This window comes from Streptomyces physcomitrii (assembly GCF_012273655.1).
Lineage (GTDB): Bacteria > Actinomycetota > Actinomycetes > Streptomycetales > Streptomycetaceae > Streptomyces > Streptomyces physcomitrii.
In genome coordinates, this window is sequence record NZ_JAAWWP010000013.1 from 59,644 (window position 1) to 77,439 (window position 17,796).

General features: G+C 72.3%; 14 protein-coding genes and 1 pseudogene. 9 read left to right on the forward strand and 6 right to left on the reverse strand.

Annotated elements, in window-relative coordinates:
• The first annotated feature begins 75 nt into the window (after positions 1–75).
• Positions 76–2,130: a GTP-binding protein gene (locus tag HFV08_RS20855; RefSeq protein WP_168541274.1), complete on the forward strand. Its 2,055-nt coding sequence runs from the start codon at positions 76–78 to the stop codon at positions 2,128–2,130.
• Positions 2,131–2,285: 155 nt separating this feature from the next.
• On the opposite strand, the gene HFV08_RS20860 is transcribed toward HFV08_RS20855, so the two are convergent.
• The 4 genes from HFV08_RS20860 to HFV08_RS20875 form a co-directional block, all read right to left on the reverse strand.
• Positions 2,286–3,557: a pyroglutamyl-peptidase I gene (locus HFV08_RS20860; RefSeq protein ID WP_168541275.1), complete on the reverse strand. Its 1,272-nt coding sequence runs from the start codon at positions 3,555–3,557 to the stop codon at positions 2,286–2,288.
• 102 nt (positions 3,558–3,659) lie between these two features.
• On the reverse strand, positions 3,660–4,496 hold the full coding sequence (locus HFV08_RS20865) for a carbohydrate ABC transporter permease (protein WP_040246078.1): 837 nt from the start codon (positions 4,494–4,496) through the stop codon (positions 3,660–3,662).
• Between the two features lies 1 nt (position 4,497).
• Positions 4,498–5,400, reverse strand: coding sequence for a carbohydrate ABC transporter permease (locus tag HFV08_RS20870; RefSeq protein ID WP_210430602.1), 903 nt, complete (start codon positions 5,398–5,400; stop codon positions 4,498–4,500).
• Positions 5,401–5,477: 77 nt separating this feature from the next.
• Positions 5,478–6,734: an ABC transporter substrate-binding protein gene (locus HFV08_RS20875; RefSeq protein ID WP_210430590.1), complete on the reverse strand. Its 1,257-nt coding sequence runs from the start codon at positions 6,732–6,734 to the stop codon at positions 5,478–5,480.
• Between the two features lie 1,523 nt (positions 6,735–8,257).
• Here HFV08_RS20875 and HFV08_RS20880 point away from each other — a divergent pair.
• The 8 genes from HFV08_RS20880 (at position 8,258) to HFV08_RS20915 (ending at position 14,878) form a co-directional block, all read left to right on the forward strand.
• Positions 8,258–8,710 (forward strand): SRPBCC family protein, encoded by a 453-nt coding sequence (locus tag HFV08_RS20880; RefSeq protein WP_168541276.1) that lies wholly within the window; start codon positions 8,258–8,260, stop codon positions 8,708–8,710.
• 271 nt (positions 8,711–8,981) lie between these two features.
• Complete coding sequence (locus HFV08_RS20885) at positions 8,982–10,502, forward strand: catalase (protein ID WP_168541277.1); 1,521 nt, start codon at positions 8,982–8,984, stop codon at positions 10,500–10,502.
• Between the two features lie 112 nt (positions 10,503–10,614).
• Entirely contained in the window at positions 10,615–11,175 is a 561-nt protein-coding gene (locus HFV08_RS20890) for a type 1 glutamine amidotransferase domain-containing protein (protein ID WP_168541278.1), read from the forward strand.
• Positions 11,176–11,256: 81 nt separating this feature from the next.
• The gene (locus tag HFV08_RS20895; RefSeq protein WP_168541279.1) at positions 11,257–11,529 is read left to right on the forward strand and encodes a hypothetical protein; all 273 of its coding nucleotides are present in this window, start codon (positions 11,257–11,259) and stop codon (positions 11,527–11,529) included.
• Positions 11,530–12,005: 476 nt separating this feature from the next.
• Positions 12,006–12,998 (forward strand): dihydroxyacetone kinase subunit DhaK, encoded by a 993-nt coding sequence (dhaK, locus tag HFV08_RS20900; RefSeq protein ID WP_168541280.1) that lies wholly within the window; start codon positions 12,006–12,008, stop codon positions 12,996–12,998.
• A gap of 73 nt (positions 12,999–13,071) precedes the next feature.
• Positions 13,072–13,692, forward strand: coding sequence for a dihydroxyacetone kinase subunit DhaL (gene dhaL, locus HFV08_RS20905; RefSeq protein WP_168541281.1), 621 nt, complete (start codon positions 13,072–13,074; stop codon positions 13,690–13,692).
• Positions 13,685–14,101 (forward strand): PTS-dependent dihydroxyacetone kinase phosphotransferase subunit DhaM, encoded by a 417-nt coding sequence (locus HFV08_RS20910; protein ID WP_168541282.1) that lies wholly within the window; start codon positions 13,685–13,687, stop codon positions 14,099–14,101. The genes dhaL and HFV08_RS20910 overlap by 8 nt, the downstream gene beginning before the upstream one ends.
• Positions 14,102–14,290: 189 nt before the next feature.
• On the forward strand, positions 14,291–14,878 hold the full coding sequence (locus HFV08_RS20915) for a hypothetical protein (protein WP_168541283.1): 588 nt from the start codon (positions 14,291–14,293) through the stop codon (positions 14,876–14,878).
• A 127-nt stretch (positions 14,879–15,005) separates the two neighbouring features.
• Here HFV08_RS20915 and HFV08_RS20920 read toward each other — a convergent pair.
• Positions 15,006–15,545 (reverse strand): annotated as a pseudogene (locus tag HFV08_RS20920) (PadR family transcriptional regulator); the annotation flags it as partial.
• 71 nt (positions 15,546–15,616) lie between these two features.
• On the reverse strand, positions 15,617–17,638 hold the full coding sequence (locus HFV08_RS20925) for an NADPH-dependent 2,4-dienoyl-CoA reductase (RefSeq protein ID WP_168541285.1): 2,022 nt from the start codon (positions 17,636–17,638) through the stop codon (positions 15,617–15,619).
• Positions 17,639–17,796: the final 158 nt, after the last annotated feature.

The following is a 17,796-nucleotide window of genomic DNA, read 5'->3' on the forward strand; positions in this document are numbered from 1 at the left end:
GAGCCGTGGTCATGCGAGGACTGTCCGTGTCCATCCAGACGGAAGCCACTGTCTACACCGAGGACATGACACCCCTTGCACACCCTGAACCTGGGCATCCTGGCGCATGTTGACGCCGGCAAGACGAGCCTGACCGAGCGGCTGCTGCACACCGCCGGAGTCATCGACGAGATCGGCCGCGTCGACGAGGGCAGCACGCACACCGACTCCCTGCCGCTGGAGCGGCGGCGCGGGATCACCATCAAGTCCGCCGTCGCCTCCTTCACGGTGGACGGCGTCGCGGTCAACCTGATCGACACCCCCGGGCATCCGGACTTCATCGCCGAGGTGGAGCGCGCGCTGCGGGTACTGGACGGCGCCGTCCTGGTGGTCTCCGCCGTGGAGGGCGTCCAGGCGCAGACCCGGATCCTGATGCGCACCCTGCGGCGGCTGCGGGTGCCCACCCTGGTCTTCGTGAACAAGGTCGACCGGGCCGGCGCCCGGTACGCGCCCCTGCTCCGCACCCTCACCGAACGCCTGGCCCCCACCTGTCTCGCCCTGGACTTTGTCGAGGACATCGGCACCCCGGCGGCCCGCAGCGTTCCCCTCGGCGCCGAAGACACCGCCTTCACCGAGCGGTTGACGGAACTGCTCGCCGAGCGGGACGAGGCGCTGCTCGCCGACTGGCTCGCACTGCCGCCCGGCGAGTCGGCACTCCCGTATCCGCGACTGCTCCGCGAGCTGGCCGCGCGGTCCCGGCGCGGCCTCGTCCACCCGGTCCTCTTCGGCTCGGCCGCCACCGGTACCGGGGTGGCCGCCCTGGTCTCCCGGCTCACCGGCCTGCTGCCCACGACGGCGAGCGAGTCCGGTGGACCTGCCGCCGGTACGGTCTTCAAGATCGAGCAGGGCCCGGCGGGCGACCGGACCGCCTGGGTACGGATGTTCTCCGGCACCGTGCGGACCAGGCAGCGCCTCGGCTACGGCGAGGACCGGGAGGGCAAGGTCACCGGCATCGGCGTCTTCGCGCAGGGCGAGTGCCGCCCTTCCGGGTCACTGCGGGCCGGGCAGATCGGCACCCTGCGCGGGCTCGGTCCGGTGCGGATCGGGGACCGCGTCGGCGAGCGGGGCGAACGGACCGCCGGGGACCGCGAGTTCGCCTTGCCCCCGCCGGAGTTCGCCCCGCCCTCGCTGGAGACGGTGGTCGTCCCGGTGGCGGGAGCCGACCGCGGGGCGCTGCACACCGCGCTGCTGCGGCTCGCCGAGCAGGACCCGCTGATCGGCCTGCGCCGCGAAGCGCTCTCGGGCGAACTGGCGGTCTCCCTCTACGGCGAGGTCCAGAAGGAGGTCCTCCAGGCGACCCTCGCGGAGGAGTACGGCGTCGGGGCCGAGTTCCGGGAGAGCACCACCCTGCACATCGAACGGCCCCGGGCCACCGGCACCACGGCCGAGTTCCTGCACGCCGAGGGCAACCCCTTCCTCGCCACCGTGGGCCTGCGCCTCGAACCGGCGGCGAGCGGCAGCGGGGTGGACTTCCGGCTCGGGGTCGAACTCGGCTCGATGCCCGCGGCCTTCTTCAAGGCCGTCGAGGAGTCCGTACACGCGGCCCTGGAGCAGGGACTGCACGGCTGGCGGGTCACCGACTGCGCGATCACCCTGACGCACTGCGGCTACGCGCCCCGGCAGAGCCACGCCCACGCGGTCTTCGACAAGAGCATGTCGAGCACCGCGGGCGACTTCCGCCACCTCACCCCGCTGGTGCTGATGAGCGCCCTGGAGCAGGCCGGGACCACCGTGCTCGAACCCCTGCACCGCTTCACCCTGGAGATCCCGGCGGGCGCCCTCGGCTCCGTACTGCCGGTACTCACCCGGCTGCGGGCGGTGCCGCGCACCTCGGAGGCGCGCGGCGAGGACCTCGTCCTGGAGGGCGAGGTCCCGGCCGCCTCGGTGCACGCGCTCGAACTGCGGCTGCCCTCGCTCACCAGCGGTGAGGGGGTGCTCTCCGCGGTCTTCGGCCACTACGCGCCGGTGCGCGGCCCGGTTCCCACGCGCCCGCGCGCGGAGCCCGACGCGCTCCGGCGCAAGGACTACCTCCTGGAGACCGTCCGCCGGACCGCGGGGGCGCGGGACCAGGACCATCCGGTACGTCCCTGACCGCCCGCACGGCGGTACGTACACCTGGTGGCCGGGCGCAGGCTCGTACCCGCGAGGGCCGGGACCCGAGGTACACACCCGGCACGCGCACCCGGTGGCCCCCAACCCCGGTGGCCGGCGGCCTCAGTTCGCCGCCGGCCACCGGGGCGCGGTCCTCAACGGGCCGTGCCCACCGCCGTCTTCACCAGTGCCCGCACCTGGTCCACGATGTCCGAGCGGTTCTTCTCGAAGCCCGGGTCGGTGACGGCGCCGGTCGCCGGGTCGGTGTTGCCCGCGCCGAACTCCAGGACCGGGGTGTGCAGATGGCCGCCGGGCAGCTTCGGCAGGCCCAGGCGGTCGCGGAGCAGCGTGGCCCGGTAGGCGATCTCGTTGGACAGGTAGTCGCCACCGCCCCCGGCCCGCGCCGTGGAACCGGGAGTGGGCCCCTCGGGCCTGACCACCGGCTCGGTGCCGCCCGCCGGGATCTCGGTGACCTCGGTGTGGTCGTACACCGGGAAGCGGCCGGTGTCCGCCTCGGTGAGCTGCCGGTACGGGAGTGTGGTGGAGGTCCACTGCGGCTGCGAGGCGGGGTCGGCGACCGGGACGGTCTCGGTGCGGGAGAGGTTCTCGTTGTCCGGGAAGCCGCCGCGCCAGGCGCCGTTGGTGCGCTCCACGTCGAAGCGTCCGGCCCGGCCCTGGCTGACCGTGGTGAACAGGTCCAGCTGCGGCAGGTGCCGGGCGAGTACCCGCTCGACGGTGCCCTCGGCGAAGTCCGTCCAGCGCACCGGGAAGACGGCGGTCTCGATCCGGGCCGGTCCCTCGGCGGTCCGTACGAGGGTGCCGTCCAGGGCGAGCGCGCCGGCGCCCGAGGGGTTGCCGATCCGGGTGTCCCGGTCCAGCGTGAACGGGTCGAAGCCGGTGACCAGGACCCGCTTCACCCGGTGGCCGCCGGGGTGGCGGATGTCGTCCTGGCCGCGCGAGGAGGTCTCCAGGGCCGCGCGCAGGGCCCGCCGGCCGTCGTCCAGGGTGAACTCCGGTGTCCACGCGCGCAGTTCGCGGCTCAGGGCGAGCCGGGCCCAGTACAGCGGCCGGTCGTCGCCCCGGCTGAGGTCGCCCCCGGCGGGCCCCCGGCCCTGGGCGCGGTCCACCGCCCGCTGCCACAGCGCCGAGGCATGGCGGGTGACCGCCCGCTCGGCCTCCGCGTACGTACGGGCCTTCTCCAGGGCGCGGGCGAAGCGCGGGGCGAGGGCGTCGAATCCGCTGCGCCGGAGGATCTCCTGCGGGGCGGCCCGGTCGAGGCGCTGCTCCTCGGCGGTGGGCTGCGCGGCGCCGCGCCCGGTGTCGGCCGGGGAGGCCGCGGCGGTGGGCAGGGCCGGTCCCGCCAGGGCGAGCAGGAGCGCCGCCGCGCCGAGGCCGAGCCGGGTGGGTATGGGGGGCTGGTGCGTCACGTGGGTCCTTCCGGGGGGGGGGAACGGGGTGGCCGCAGTATCGCGGGACCGGCCGAGGCGGCGCCATGGGGGCGGGCCGGCGTTCGCGCGAGGGCGCCGTCCTCACTCGTCGATGCCGGAGCGTTCCACCCCCGCCACGATCCAGCGCTGGAGGAAGAGGAAGACCACCAGGAGCGGCAGGATCGACACCGCCGCCGCGATGAAGAGTTCGTGCAGGCGGATCACCTGGGAGGTGGTGAAGGAGGCGAGGGCGACCTGGACCGTCCACGCCTGCCGGTCCTGGCCGATGACCAGCGGCCACAGGAAGGAGTTCCAGGCGCCGATGAAGACGATGGTGCCCACCGCGGCGAACACCGGCCGTGTGTTGGGCACCACCACCCGCCAGTAGGTCCGCCAGTAGCCGAGCCCGTCCACCCGCGCCGCGTCCTCCAACTCCCTTGGGAAACCGAGGAAGTACTGCCGGAAGACGAAGCAGGCGAAGGCCGAGAAGAGGGTCGGCACGATCAGCCCGCGCAGCGTCGAGACCCAGCCCAGCGAGGAGACGAGCACGAAGGTCGGTACGAAGGTGACCGCGGCCGGGATCATCAGGGTGCCGAGGATCGCGTAGAAGACGTGCTGGGCGTAGCGGTAGGGGATGCGGGCCAGGCCGTAGCCCGCGAGGGAGGCGAGCAGGAGGGTGCCGAGCGTGGTGAGGACCGCGATGAGCGCCGAGTTGAGCAGGGCGCGGGCCATCGGGACGGTGGAGTCCTCGAACAGCTCGGTGACGTTCGACCAGTGCAGGGTGGAGGGGAAGAAGGTCCAGTCGGGGGCGGTGATGTCCGCCTCGGCGGAGAGGCCGTTGCGGACGAGCAGATAGAAGGGCACCAGGAAGAGCAGCGCCAGGGCGATCAGCAGGGAGAGCCGCAGCGCCCGGCCCACCCGGATCCACGCGTCGTACACCTCAGTCCTCCTTCCGGCCGAGACCGAACCAGCGCGCCTGGCCGACCGTCACCACGGCGATGATCAGCGCGAGCAGGACCGCGCCGGCGCTGCCGTAGCCGAGGTTCTGCCCCTGGCCGAGGGCCGTGTAGTACAGGTACACCAGCGGTGGCCGGGCGTAGGGCGGGTAGCCGCGGGCGTCCGAGAGCAGGTTGTAGAACTCGTCGAAGGCCTGGAAGGCGTTGATGACGAGCAGCAGCACCACCGCCACCGAGGTGGCCCGCAGCTGGGGCAGGGTGATGTGGCGCAGCACCTGCCAGCCGGGCCGGGCCCCGTCCACGGCCGCCGCCTCGTACAGCGCCGGGGAGATCCGCTGGAGCGCCGCCAGGAAGAGGATCATGTAGAAACCGGCCTGGAGCCACAGCCGTACGGTGACGATGACCAGCCAGTACCAGGGCGGGTCGGTGGTGGAGAGCCAGGCCGTCTGCTCGGCGCCGAACCAGCCGAGCACGGTGTTGGCGAGGCCGAAGCGCACCCCGTTGAAGAGGGACATCTTCCAGATGAGGGCCGCGACCACATAGCTGCAGGCGGCGGGCAGGAAGAACACCGAACGGAAGAAGGCCTGGGCGCGGCGCAGCCGGTTGACCATCAGCGCGAGGGAGAGCGAGAGCACGAAGGTGGTCGGCACGATGAAGGCGGTGAAGACCGCGAAGGTCCACAGGCTGTCGGTGAAGGCCTCTTCGCGCAGCAGCGCGGTGTAGTTGTCCAGGCCGACGAACTCGGTGGGCGAGACCGTGTTGTGGGCGTCGAAGAAGCTGAGGTAGACGCTCCAGCCCAGCGGGACGTAGGTGAAGACGAGCAGGCCGAGCGCGAAGGGGCCGACGAAGACCCAGAACCACACATTGCGGTTCTGCGGCCCGGCCAGGCGCCGCCACCGCCCCGCCCCGGCCGGTGCCGCCGCGGTCTCCGGGTGCGGGGCGGTCTTCTGCTCGGCGACTGCGCTCACGCGGACTTCTTCCGCGTCCGGGCCAGCTCCGCCGACACCTTGCGCACCACCTTCTTGAGCTCGCGCTCCGGGTCGGCGCCGGACTTGATGATCCGGCTCAGCGCGTCCTGGTAGGCGACCCGGCTCGCGGGCGTCCACAGCAGCGGCTCGGCGTTGCCGTGGTCGGTGGAGTAGCGCACCGCGTCGGCCGCGGGGCCCTTGGTGAGGGTGTCCGCCTTCTTCGCCAGGGACAGCCGGGCCGGGATGTGGAAACCGTAGGAGAGCGCGAAGTCCCGCTGGTGGTCGGTGCTTTCGACCCACAGCCACTTCACGTACGCCTTGGCCGCCGCCTTGTCCCGGGCCCGGGCACTGACCGCCGCCCCGTAGGCGCCGACCGGCACCGCGGCCTTCCCGCCGGGTCCGTCGGCCGGGAAGGGGAGCACCCCGAAGTCGTCCCCGAGGGCCTTCTGCACGGCGGGCAGCGCCCACAGCCCGGACCACTGCATCGCGGTCAGCCCCTGCACGAAGGCCGAGGGGTCCGACCAGTCCGAAGGGGCCCCGAGGAGCAGCGACTTCGCCGCGTACAGGGCGCGCAGCTTGCTCAGGGCGCGGGCGGCGGCCGGATCGTCGAAGCCCACCTTGCCGTCGTCGGTGACCAGGCTCAGGCCCGCCGCGTTCAGGGGTGTGCCGCCGAGGACCCCGGCGCCCCCGTCGTTGCCGAGGAACAGGCCCTTGGTCTTCTTGCCGGTCAACTCCTTTGCCGCGTCGACCAGTTCGTCGAGGGTACGCGGCGGCCGCACGCCCGCCTCGGAGAGCAGGCTCTTGCGGTAGTAGAGCAGCTGCATGTCGACGACCTGCGGCACCGCCCAGATCCGGCCCTCGTAGGTCTTCGGCTTGAGGACCACCGGGTTGAAGTCGTCCTTGGCGTCCCCGAGTTGCTCGGTGAGGTCGAGCACCTGGCCGCCGCGGATCTGGTCCAGGGTCGGGCCGTTGGCCTCGAAGACATCCGGTCCCGAGGTGGTGAGCAGCGCGGCGGCGGTCTGCTCGTCGTAGTTGCCGGGCCGCCACTGGACGCGTACGTCGGCCTTCTCGTAGTCGGCGGCGTACCGCTTCACGGCCTCCTCGGTACCGGCCTCGCCGTACTGGTGGTACCAGTGCGAGAGCTTCGGCCCCTTGCCCGAACCGCCGTCCTCCCGGCCGGTGTTGGAGCCGCAGGCGGTCAGCAGGCCGAGCGCGGTACCGGTGGCGAGCATCCTTCTGCGGCTGATGGTCATGAGCTGATCCCCCTGCGCTGATCTTCGATTGCTGCGGTGTCGGGCCCAACGATCAACCATGCAAGCGGATTACGACAGGGGTATTGCGGCCGCATGTCACCCCGCCTGGGGAGCGGGCTCGGGGCGATGCCCGGGATGCCGCCGCTTTGCCGTTCCTGTCCCCCGACCGCGAGCCTGCCGCCCACCGTCCACGCGAACAGGCCGCGACAACCACCGAGCAACTGCACACCCCTGCCGACCCACCCCGGCAACGCAAGCCGATCGGATCATTCCCGCTCCCCGAAGGGCTGCCTCGCCTACAGTGCGGACCGTGCGTACTGGTCACCCGCTGCCTGGCCTCACGCCTGGCAATGAAATGGCAAAGCCCCTCTGACGTTGCGGGTCAGGAAGTGTTTTCTCCGCGCGAGCGGAGGTGGGTCCCTGGGGCCGTACGTACTGGCCGGCCTAGGTGTTTGCTCCGCGCGAGCGGAGGTGGGTCGTGATCTGCGCCGTCGACTTGTTCAGCGCCTTGGTTTGCTCCGCGCGAGCGGAGGTGGGTCGTCACCGAACCCTTCCCCTCTCACATCACCGAGGTTTGCTCCGCGCGAGCGGAGGTGGGTCGGCGCGCAGGACCAGGCCCGGCAGGCGGCGCTGGTTTGCTCCGCGCGAGCGGAGGTGGGTCGCGATCATCGGCCACCGGACGATGGCCGATGCGGTTTGCTCCGCGCGAGCGGAGGTGGGTCGGGTTCGGCGACTGCCGGTCAGGCGGCTACGCCGTCTTCTCCGCGCGAGCGGAGGTGGGTCGGACACCAGCGAGCCGTCGGTGAACCCGACGTCGTCTTCTCCGCGCGAGCGGAGGTGGGTCGGAGCCCCGATGACCCAGCCCACCCCGTACCGCGTTTTCTCCGCGCGAGCGGAGGTGGGTCGGAGGCCACCCCGTGAAGCGCAGCCTCACCACCGTTTTCTCCGCGCGAGCGGAGGTGGGTCGGCGCGCCAGGACGCGGACCGGGCCGCCGCCAAGTCTTCTCCGCGCGAGCGGAGGTGGGTCGCTCGCAGGCGCCCGCAACCGCGAGCTGTGGGCGTCTTCTCCGCGCGAGCGGAGGTGGGCCGGAGGGCGAGCTGCTCTGGGCATTCCCGGGTGGGTCTTCTCCGCGCGAGCGGAGGTGGGCCGCGCACCACGTGGGAGGTGAGCGTGTCGCGGTCGTTTCTCCGCGCAAGCGGAGGTGAGCCGCCGAATCGCCCGATGTTGAGCACGACGAGCCCCTTTTCTCCGCGCGAGCGGAGGTGAGCCCCACCCCCTCAGGCTCGGCGAGGGCATGCCCGCCGGGAAGAGCCGGACGCTGAACGGCGTACGAGGCCACCCACGGAAAAGTGTGCCCCTCTCCCCCGCCATTGCCCCGTTCGGGTGGTTGATCAGCGGACTTGCCCTGTGAGCCGGGTGCTCCCGCATGCCCCAGCCGACTCGGGGCACTCGTCGGTGACGTCCCCGAGTGGGACCCGGATGAGAGCCGAAATGAGAGCCGAGCGGGAAGAGAGGTAGCCCTGTGTCGCAGGTCGAGGAGTCCATCGAGGTCGGTGTCCCGGTCAGTGCCGCCTACAACCAGTGGACCCAGTTCGAGGACTTTCCCAAGTTCATGGACGGCGTCGAACGGGTCGAGCAGCGCACGCCGACCCTGACCCACTGGAAGACCAGGATCGCCGGTGTCGAGCGGGAGTTCGACGCGGAGGTCACCGAGCAGATCCCCGACGAGCGGGTCGCGTGGACCAGCGTCGGCGGCGAGGCCCGGCAGGCCGGTGTGGTGACCTTCCACCGTATCGACGACACCACCACCAAGATCATGCTTCAGCTCGACCACGACCCCGAGGGTCTGGCCGACACCGTCGGAGACAAGCTCGGTCTGGTCAGGCGCCAGGCGGTCGGCGATCTGAAGCGGTTCAAGCAGTTCATCGAGGCACGCGGAGGCGCCGAGACCGGAGCCTGGCGCGGCACCGTCTGACAGCGGGCTCACCGGTCCGGAGAGTCCCGGAAGGTCGCGGACTCCTCGGCGCAGACCGCCCGTTCGGCTCTGCGAACATCCGGCTGTCCGGACCTCACACCCCTTCTTCGCCTGCGGCGCGGCTCCCACCAAGGAGAGCAAGAGAGCAAGGAAGCAAGGAACCAGGAAGGGGCCGGGTGAGAGGAGCCACCACGGCTCCGATCTGTCGGCGGGTAGATGCGGCGTCGAGCTGCGGACGGACGAGGAAGACGGACGAGGAAAAGGGAAGACGATGACAGAGAACACCCCCGCCACCACCAGTGACTCCGGAGCGCCGGTCGAGAGCGACGAGCATTCGCTGACCGTCGGTGCCGGAGGGCCGATCCTGCTGCAGGACTCGTACCTGATCGAGCAGATGGCGCAGTTCAACCGGGAGCGGATCCCCGAGCGGCAGCCGCACGCCAAGGGCAGCGGTGCCTTCGGCCGCTTCCAGGTGACGCACGACGTCAGCCGGTACACGAAGGCGGCGCTGTTCCAGCCGGGAACCGAGACGGAGTTGGTGATCCGGTTCTCGACGGTGGCCGGTGAGCGCGGCAGCCCGGACACCTGGCGCGACCCGCGCGGCTTCGCGGTGAAGTTCTACACCAGCGAGGGCAACTACGACCTGGTCGGCAACAACACCCCGGTCTTCTTCATCAAGGACCCGATGAAGTTCCAGCACTTCATCCGCTCCCAGAAGCGCCGGGCCGACAACAATCTGCGCGACCACGACATGCAGTGGGACTTCTGGACCCTCTCCCCCGAGTCCGCGCACCAGGTCACCTGGCTGATGGGCGACCGCGGCATCCCGCGGACCTGGCGCCATATGAACGGCTACAGCAGCCACACGTACCTGTGGATCAACGCGCAGGGCGAGCGCTTCTGGGTGAAGTACCACTTCAAGACCGACCAGGGCATCGAGTTCTTCACCCAGGACGAGGGTGACCAGATGTGCGCGGCGGACACGGATTACCACACCCGGGATCTCTTCGAGCACATCCAGGATGGGGAGTTTCCGAGTTGGACGCTGTACGTGCAGGTCATGCCGTACGAGGACGCGGCGGGCTACCGCTTCAACCCGTTCGACCTGACCAAGGTGTGGCCGCACGCCGACTACCCGCTCGTCGAGGTCGGCAGGATGACCCTGGACCGCAACCCCACGGACAACCACGCGGAGATCGAGCAGGCCGCCTTCCAGCCCAACAACCTGGTCCCGGGCATCGGCCCCAGCCCCGACCGGATGCTCCTCGGCCGCCTGTTCTCGTACGCCGACGCCCACCGGTACCGGATCGGCGCCAACTACCAGCAGCTGCCGGTCAACGCTCCCCTCGCGCCCCTGCACACGTACTCCAAGGACGGGGCGATGGCCTACCGCAAGACCACCGACCCGGTGTACGCGCCGAACTCCAAGGGCGGCCCGGCCGCGGATGTCGAGCGCTACGGCACACCGCCGAGCTGGTACGCGGACGGCGACCTCACGCGGACCGCGTACGTCGACCATCCCGAGGACGACGACTGGGGCCAGGCGGGCACGATGGTGCGCGAGGTCCTCGACGAGGCGGAGCGCGAGCGGCTGGTGGACAACGTCGTCGGCCATCTGCTGAACGGGGTGAGCGAGCCGGTCCTGCGACGGGCCTTCACCTACTGGAAGAACATCGACAAGGGCGTGGGCGAGCGCATCGAGCAGGGGGTGCGCGCCAAGGCCGACGAGAAGGACCCCAAGGCCGACGAGCAGGCGAACCCGGCCCGCTCCGGCATGCAGCGCAAGGCCTGACAGCCCGCACCCGAACGGACAGCAGTTGTCCGCCCGACGGCCCGGCGCGGCCGTCAACCGTCCGCCGGCGGCCCCGCGCGGCCGTCGGCGGACTTCGACAGGAGGAGATCTCATGCCCGCCCCCGACCTGAACGGCCGCCGCGTGCTCGCCGTCTGCACCAACTACGGTGTCGAACAGGACGAACTCGCCCAGCCCGTCGACCACTTGCGCGCCGCGGGCGCCTCGGTCGACATCGCCGCCCCGGAGGGGGACCGTATCGACACCCTCGTCGGCGACCGCGATCCCGGCTCTCCGCTGCACGCCACGCACCGCCTCGGCGAGGTGTCCGCCGACGGCTACGACCTGCTGCTGGTGCCCGGTGGCACGATCAACGCCGACAGCCTGCGGCTGGAGGACGGCGCCGTGGCGCTGCTGCGGGCGTTCTCCGCGTCCGGCCGCGGGGTCGCGGCGATCTGCCACGGGCCGTGGCTGGCGGTGGAGGCAGGCGTCCTGGAGGGAAAGACCCTGACGTCGTACCCGTCGGTCGCCACCGACATCCGCAACGCGGGCGGCACCTGGGTCGACCAGGAGGTGAAGGTCTGCGGCGCGAACGGCTGGACGCTGATCACCTCGCGCACACCCGAGGACCTCAAGGCCTTCCTCGGCGCCGTGGACGACGCCCTGACCGCCTGAACCCGGGACCGGCCTCGGGGCGGCGGGTCCGGGAGCCGCCCCGAGGGGAGCGCCCGCCGAGGCCTGTGCCACGGTTGCGCCATGGAAAACGATTACGACCGGGTCCGGGCCGGTATCGAGTTCATGACCGCCTACGCCTCCGGCGACGACATGCTCACCCGGTACATCAGCGAGCAGCGGCACGAGAACCCCGAGGCGGCCGCGCAGATGCTCGACGGCACCGCGGCCCTCTGCGCCCTGCTCCTTCGGAAGGCCGCCGGCGACACCGGACGCACCCAGCACGAGATCCTGCAGGAGCTCGCCCATGGGACCAACGAGCACGAGCAGCTGAGCGACGAAGGTCCGCAGGCGTAGCCGGGAAACCGGAGGCGCAGCCGGGAAAGGCGGGTGGCGGGACTCCGTCGCGCGCCTCGCGCAGAGATACGGGCGCCGCCCGCCGGTCCGCCGGGCGGCGCCCGCCCGACAGCACCCGCCACGGCGGAGCCCGGTCGGCCGGACCTGCGGCGGCCGTGGCCGCGCCCGCCGTCGGCCTTCCCGCGCGCCGCGAGCGGCCCGGCTCGCGCCCAATGACGTACTTGCGCGTGACCTTCGCTTCGCCACGGCCGATACTGCCGACAACGGCATCACGGCCGAGGGCTCGTCCGACCATTCCCTCGACCTGACTGCCCGTCACAGCAGTCGGCGACGAGTCCGCGTCAGCACCGCCGGGCCCCGCTGCGGACCGCTGTGGAGCACCGTGAAAAAGCCTGGGGAACAGACCGATCAAAACCCCTCTGACCAGCAAAGAAGCAGGTTGGTGACTGGCCTGCTAGGCTCCCATGGAGGCACTTATGAAGATGCTGATCAATGTCGCCGAGACGGTGGTCGCCGACGCGCTGCGCGGCATGGCGGCGGCGCACCCCGAGCTGACGGTGGACGTCGAGAACCGGGTGATCGTGCGCCGGGACGCCCCGGTGGCCGGGAAGGTCGCGCTGGTCTCGGGCGGCGGCTCGGGGCACGAACCCCTGCACGGCGGATTCGTCGGGCCCGGGATGCTCGCGGCGGCCTGTCCCGGCGAGGTCTTCACCTCCCCGGTGCCGGACCAGATGCTGCGGGCCGCGGCGGCGGTGGACAGCGGCGCCGGGGTGCTCTTCGTGGTCAAGAACTACACCGGCGACGTACTCAACTTCGACATGGCCGCCGAACTCGCCGAGGAGGAGGGCATCCAGGTCGCCAAGGTCCTCGTCGACGACGACGTGGCGGTACGGGACAGCACCTTCACGGCGGGACGGCGGGGCACGGGCGCCACCCTCTTCGTGCACAAGATCGCCGGGGCCGCCGCGGACGAGGGCCGGCCGCTGGAGCAGGTGCGGGAGATCGGGCACCGGGTGGTCGAGCGCTCCGGCAGCTTCGGGGTGGCGCTGAGTGCCTGCTCCACCCCCGCCAAGGGGAGCCCGACCTTCGATCTGCCGCCCGGTGAACTCGAACTCGGCGTCGGCATCCACGGCGAACCGGGCCGGGAGCGGCGGCCGATGATGACCTCGCGCGAGATCGCGGACTACGCCGTGGACAGCGTGCTCGGCGACCTCCGCCCGCGCGGTCCCGTTCTGCTCCTGGTCAACGGCATGGGCGCCACCCCGCTGCTCGAACTGTACGGATTCCACGCCGAGGTGCAGCGCGTGCTCGCCGAACGCGGGGTGGTGACGGCTCGCGTCCTGGTGGGCAACTATGTGACCTCGCTGGACATGGCGGGTGCCTCGGTGACGCTGTGCGAGGCGGACGAGGAGATGCTGCGGCTGTGGGACGCGCCCGTGCGGACGCCCGCGCTGCGCTGGGGGGTGTGAGCCCCGCACCACGCCGCCGCACGCGCCTCGCCCGGCACCGCCGCACCGCCCGTACCGACCTTCTGGAGACTCCGTGCTCGACGCCGCATTCTTCCGCCGCTGGATGACCGGGGCGGCCGCCCTGATCAGCCGGGAGGCGGACCGGCTGACCTCGCTCGACTCGCCCATCGGCGACGCGGACCACGGCACCAATCTGCACCGCGGGTTCAGTGCCGTGGCGACCGCCCTGGAGCAGGAGGAGACGCCCACCCCCTCCGCCGTACTGACCCTGTGCGGGCGGCAGTTGATCTCCACCGTCGGGGGCGCCTCCGGTCCGCTGTACGGCACGCTGCTGCGGCGGGCGGGCAAGGCGCTCGGCGAGGCGCCCGAGGTCTCCCGGGAGGAGCTGGCGGCGGCGCTCGGCGCCGGGGTGCAGGCGGTGGCCGCCCTGGGCGGCGCCGCACCCGGCGACAAGACCATGATCGACGCCCTGGCTCCGGCCGCGGAGGCGCTGGCCACCTCCTTCGAGGCCGCGCGCGAGGCCGCCGAGCAGGGCGCCGTGGACACCACCCCGCTCCAGGCCCGCAAGGGGCGGGCCAGCTACGTCGGTGAGCGCAGCATCGGCCACCAGGACCCCGGGGCGACCTCCTCGGCGCTGCTGTTCGCCGCGCTGGCCGAGACCGCCGCGGGCGGGGAGGGCGGCTCCGATGAGTGAGACGGGTACCGGACCGGTCGGCGTCGTCCTCGTCTCGCACAGCGCCGCGCTGGCGCGGGCGACCGCCGAGCTGGCCACGGGTCTCGCGCCGGGCGGCGGCGAGGTACTGATCGAGGCGGCGGGCGGCACCGAGGACGGCGCCCTCGGCACCAGTGCCGCGCTCATCGTGGCCGCCGCGCGGGCGGTGGACCGCGGTGCGGGCGTCGCGGTCCTCGCCGACCTCGGCAGCGCGGTCCTCACGGTGAAGACCCTTCTCGCCGAGGAGGACGAACTGCCCCCGGGTACCCGGCTGGTGGACGCCCCCTTCGTCGAGGGCGCGGTGGCGGCCTACGTCAGCGCCGCGGCCGGAGCGGACCTCGACGCGGTGGCCGCGGCGGCGGCCGACGCCTACGCGTACCGCAAGGTCTGAGCAGCCGGGCGGGCGGGGAGCGGGCCCGACGGGTGTGAACCCACCGTATGGCGGAGCCGGTCACCTGCCCGGACCGCGCCCGCATGCGCCGGGCGCGCAGGGGGCCTTGGCTCGGAGCAGAGCAGCACGGCCGCTCCCCCTCCTCGGCGGCACATTCGGCGTACCGTCGTCCGTGCCGCCGGAGGAAGCATGCGTACCGCGCCCCTCGTCCGCACCGGACTCACCCTCGTGGCCGCCGCCCTGCCGCTGACCGCCGCCGGTGCGGCGCGGGCCGCCCCGGAGTTCACCGTCACCGCGCAGGGGGACTCCGTGCATCTGCGCACCGGTGCCTGCGCCCAGGGCGGTCTCGCGAAACTGGTCGCCACCGGCCGGGCCAACCCCGTACAGGGGCGCACCGCCACCCTCAAGGCGGGCGGTGAGCGCCGCACGGCCTCCTGGTCGGCACTCGACGCGGGCGTCTACACGGTGAGCGTGCTCTGCCGGGACGGCTCCTCCCCCGGTGCCCGTACGGTCCGGGTGCCGGGCTCCGCGCTGTCGGTCTCGGCGCCGAACGCGGCCCCGACGACCACCCCCACCATCTCGGCGACCTCGGCACCGCCGCCCAGCCCGCGGCCCGCCGTCAGCGCCTCGCCCTCGCGGGGCGTGCAGGGCGGGCTCGGCGGCTCCCGCGACGACTACGGCACCCTGGTCCTCGCGGGCGGCAGCGCCCTGGTCACCGCCGCGGCGGCCGGAACCCTCTGGCAGCTGCGGCGGCTGTCCCGGCGCCGCCCGTCCTGATCCCGGGGACGGCCGGGCGGCCGGGTCAGCCCGTGTCCGTCCGGTCCGCCTCGCCCTCCCCGGGCGCCGCCTCGTCCGCGTAGTCGGCGTAGTCCGCGTAGTCCACCCCCGGTGCCGCCTCGTCCCCGGCGGGCGGCTGCCCCGGGAGGCCGGCCAGGACCTCGCCGAGCCACTCCACCCAGAAGCTCTCCATCATGATGCCGCCGCGCAGGACGAGGTGGTGGACGCGTCCGCGTTCGGTGTCCTCGGGTGGTGCGAAGTCCCGCTTCTCCATCTCCTGGTATGCCGCCAACTGGGCGCGGTGCAGGTCGAGATGGCGGCGGAGCTCGGGTTCGAGACCCTCGGTGCCGACCACTCCGGAGGCACGCAGGCGCAGCAGCAGCGGGTCGCGCGGGCGTTTGGGCTCGTCCTGCACCGCCTTCCAGCGGATCAGCTCGGCGCGGCCCGCGGGCAGGACCTCGTACTCCTTGCGTTTGCCGCGGGCGGGCTGCGGGGCGGGGATGGCCCGGATCTGCCCCTCGCGCTCCAGGCGGCCCAGTTCCCGGTAGATCTGCTGGTGGGTGGCGGACCAGAAGTAGCCGATCGACTTGTCGAATCTGCGGGTGAGTTCGAGACCGGAGGACGACTTCTCCAGCAGGGCGATGAGGATCGCGTGCGGCAGGGACATGGACAGATCCTAAGGAGGGGTGCCGCGGCGCCGGACGGCCCGGCCGCGGCGCACCGCGGCCGGGCGGCGGTTCACAGGGCGGCGGCGAGTTCGGTGCCCTGCTTGATGGCGCGCTTGGCGTCGAGTTCGGCGGCGACGTCGGCGCCCCCGATGAGGTGCACGCTGCGGCCCGTGGCGAGGAGCTCCTCGTACAGGTCGCGCCGGGGCTCCTGGCCGGTGCACAGGACGACGGTGTCCACGGCGAGCACCTCGCGCTGCCCGTCCACGGTGAGGTGCAGTCCCTCGTCGTCGATCCGCTCGTAGGTGACACCGGCGACCATGTTGACACCGCGGTGGCGCAGTTCGAGGCGGTGGATCCAGCCGGTGGTCTTGCCGAGCCCGGCGCCGACCTTGGAGGTCTTGCGCTGGAGCAGGTGCACGGTGCGCTGCTGGGCGGGGCGCGCGGGGGCGGTGAGGCCGCCGCCGGTGGCGTAGCCGGTGTCGACGCCCCAGTGGCGGAAGAAGACCTCCGGGTCAGCGCTCGCGTGGTCGCCCTCGTCGGTGAGGAACTCGGCCACGTCGAAGCCGATGCCCCCGGCGCCGAGGATCGCGACCCGCTCGCCGACCGGCACCTCCTCGCGCAGCACGTCGAGGTAGCCGACCACGCTGGGGTGGTCGGTCCCGGCGATCTCCGGGGTCCGCGGGCTGACCCCGGTGGCGACCACGATCTCGTCGTACTCCTCCCCGGCCAGCTTCTCCGCGCTGACCGCGGTGCCCAGGCGCACGTCCACGCCGTACTCGGCGAGCTGGTGGCGGAAGTAGCGCAGCGTCTCGTCGAACTCCTGCTTGCCGGGGACCTTGCGGGCGACGTTGAGCTGCCCGCCGATCTCCTGCGCGGCGTCGTAGAGGGTGACCTCGTGGCCGCGTTCGGCGGCGGAGACGGCGCAGGCGAGCCCGGCGGGACCGGCGCCGACGACACCGACGCGTTTGCGCCGCCGGGTGGGCGCGAGGACGAGTTCGGTCTCGTGGCAGGCCCGCGGGTTGACCAGGCAGGAGGTGATCTTGAGGCTGAAGGTGTGGTCGAGGCAGGCCTGGTTGCAGCCGATGCAGGTGTTGATCGCCTCGGGCTTCTCGGCCCGCGCCTTGGCCACGAAGTCGGGGTCGGCCAGGAGCGGCCGGGCCAGCGAGACCATGTCGCAGACGCCGTCGGCGAGCAGGTCCTCGGCGATCTCGGGGGTGTTGATCCGGTTCACCGCGACCAGCGGCACGCCCACCTCGCCCATGACCTTCTTGGTCACCCAGGCGTAGGCCCCGCGCGGCACCGAGGTGGCGATGGTGGGGATGCGCGCCTCGTGCCAGCCGATACCGGTGTTGATGATGCTGGCCCCGGCCGCCTCGACGGCGCGGGCCAGGGTGAGCACCTCCTCCAGGGTGGAGCCGCCCGGGACCAGGTCCAGCATGGAGAGCCGGTAGATCAGGATGAAGTCGGGACCCACCCGCTCGCGGACCCGCCGGACGATCTCCACCGGGAAGCGCATCCGGTTCTCGTAGGAGCCGCCCCAGCCGTCCTCGCGGTGGTTGGTGGCGGCGGCGATGAACTCGTTGATGAGGTAGCCCTCGGAGCCCATGATCTCGACGCCGTCGTAGCCCGCCTCCTTGGCCAGCTCGGCCGCGCGCGCGAAGTCCTCGATGGTCTGCTCGATCTCCTCCTCGCTCAGGGCGTGCGGCGGGAAGGGGCTGATGGGCGCCTGCAGGGCGCTCGGGGCGACGAGGTCCTCGTGGTAGGCGTACCGGCCGAAGTGCAGGATCTGCATGGCGATCCGGCCGCCCTCGCGGTGCACCGCCTCGGTGATCACCCGGTGCTCGGCGGCCTCCTCGGCGGTGGTCAGCTTGGCGCCGCCCGCCCAGGGGCGGCCGACCTCGTTCGGGGCGATGCCGCCGGTGACGATGAGGCCGACACCGCCGCGGGCGCGGGCCGCGTAGAAGGCGGCCATCCGCGCGAAGCCGTCCTCGGCCTCCTCGAGTCCGACGTGCATCGAGCCCATGAGCACGCGGTTGGGCAGGGTGGTGAAGCCCAGGTCGAGGGGTTCGAGCAGGTGCGGGTAACGGCTCATGGGGGTCCTCCGTGGGAGTTCTCGTCGAGTCTGTTCTAGGGCAGCCGGAGGCGCTTGTGCAACAAGTTGCACAAGACTGTGCCGCGCGCCACTCCCCCGGACGGGGCAGCCGCCGGCACATCCGGCGGACGGATCAGGACCGAGGGGGTTGTACGGTG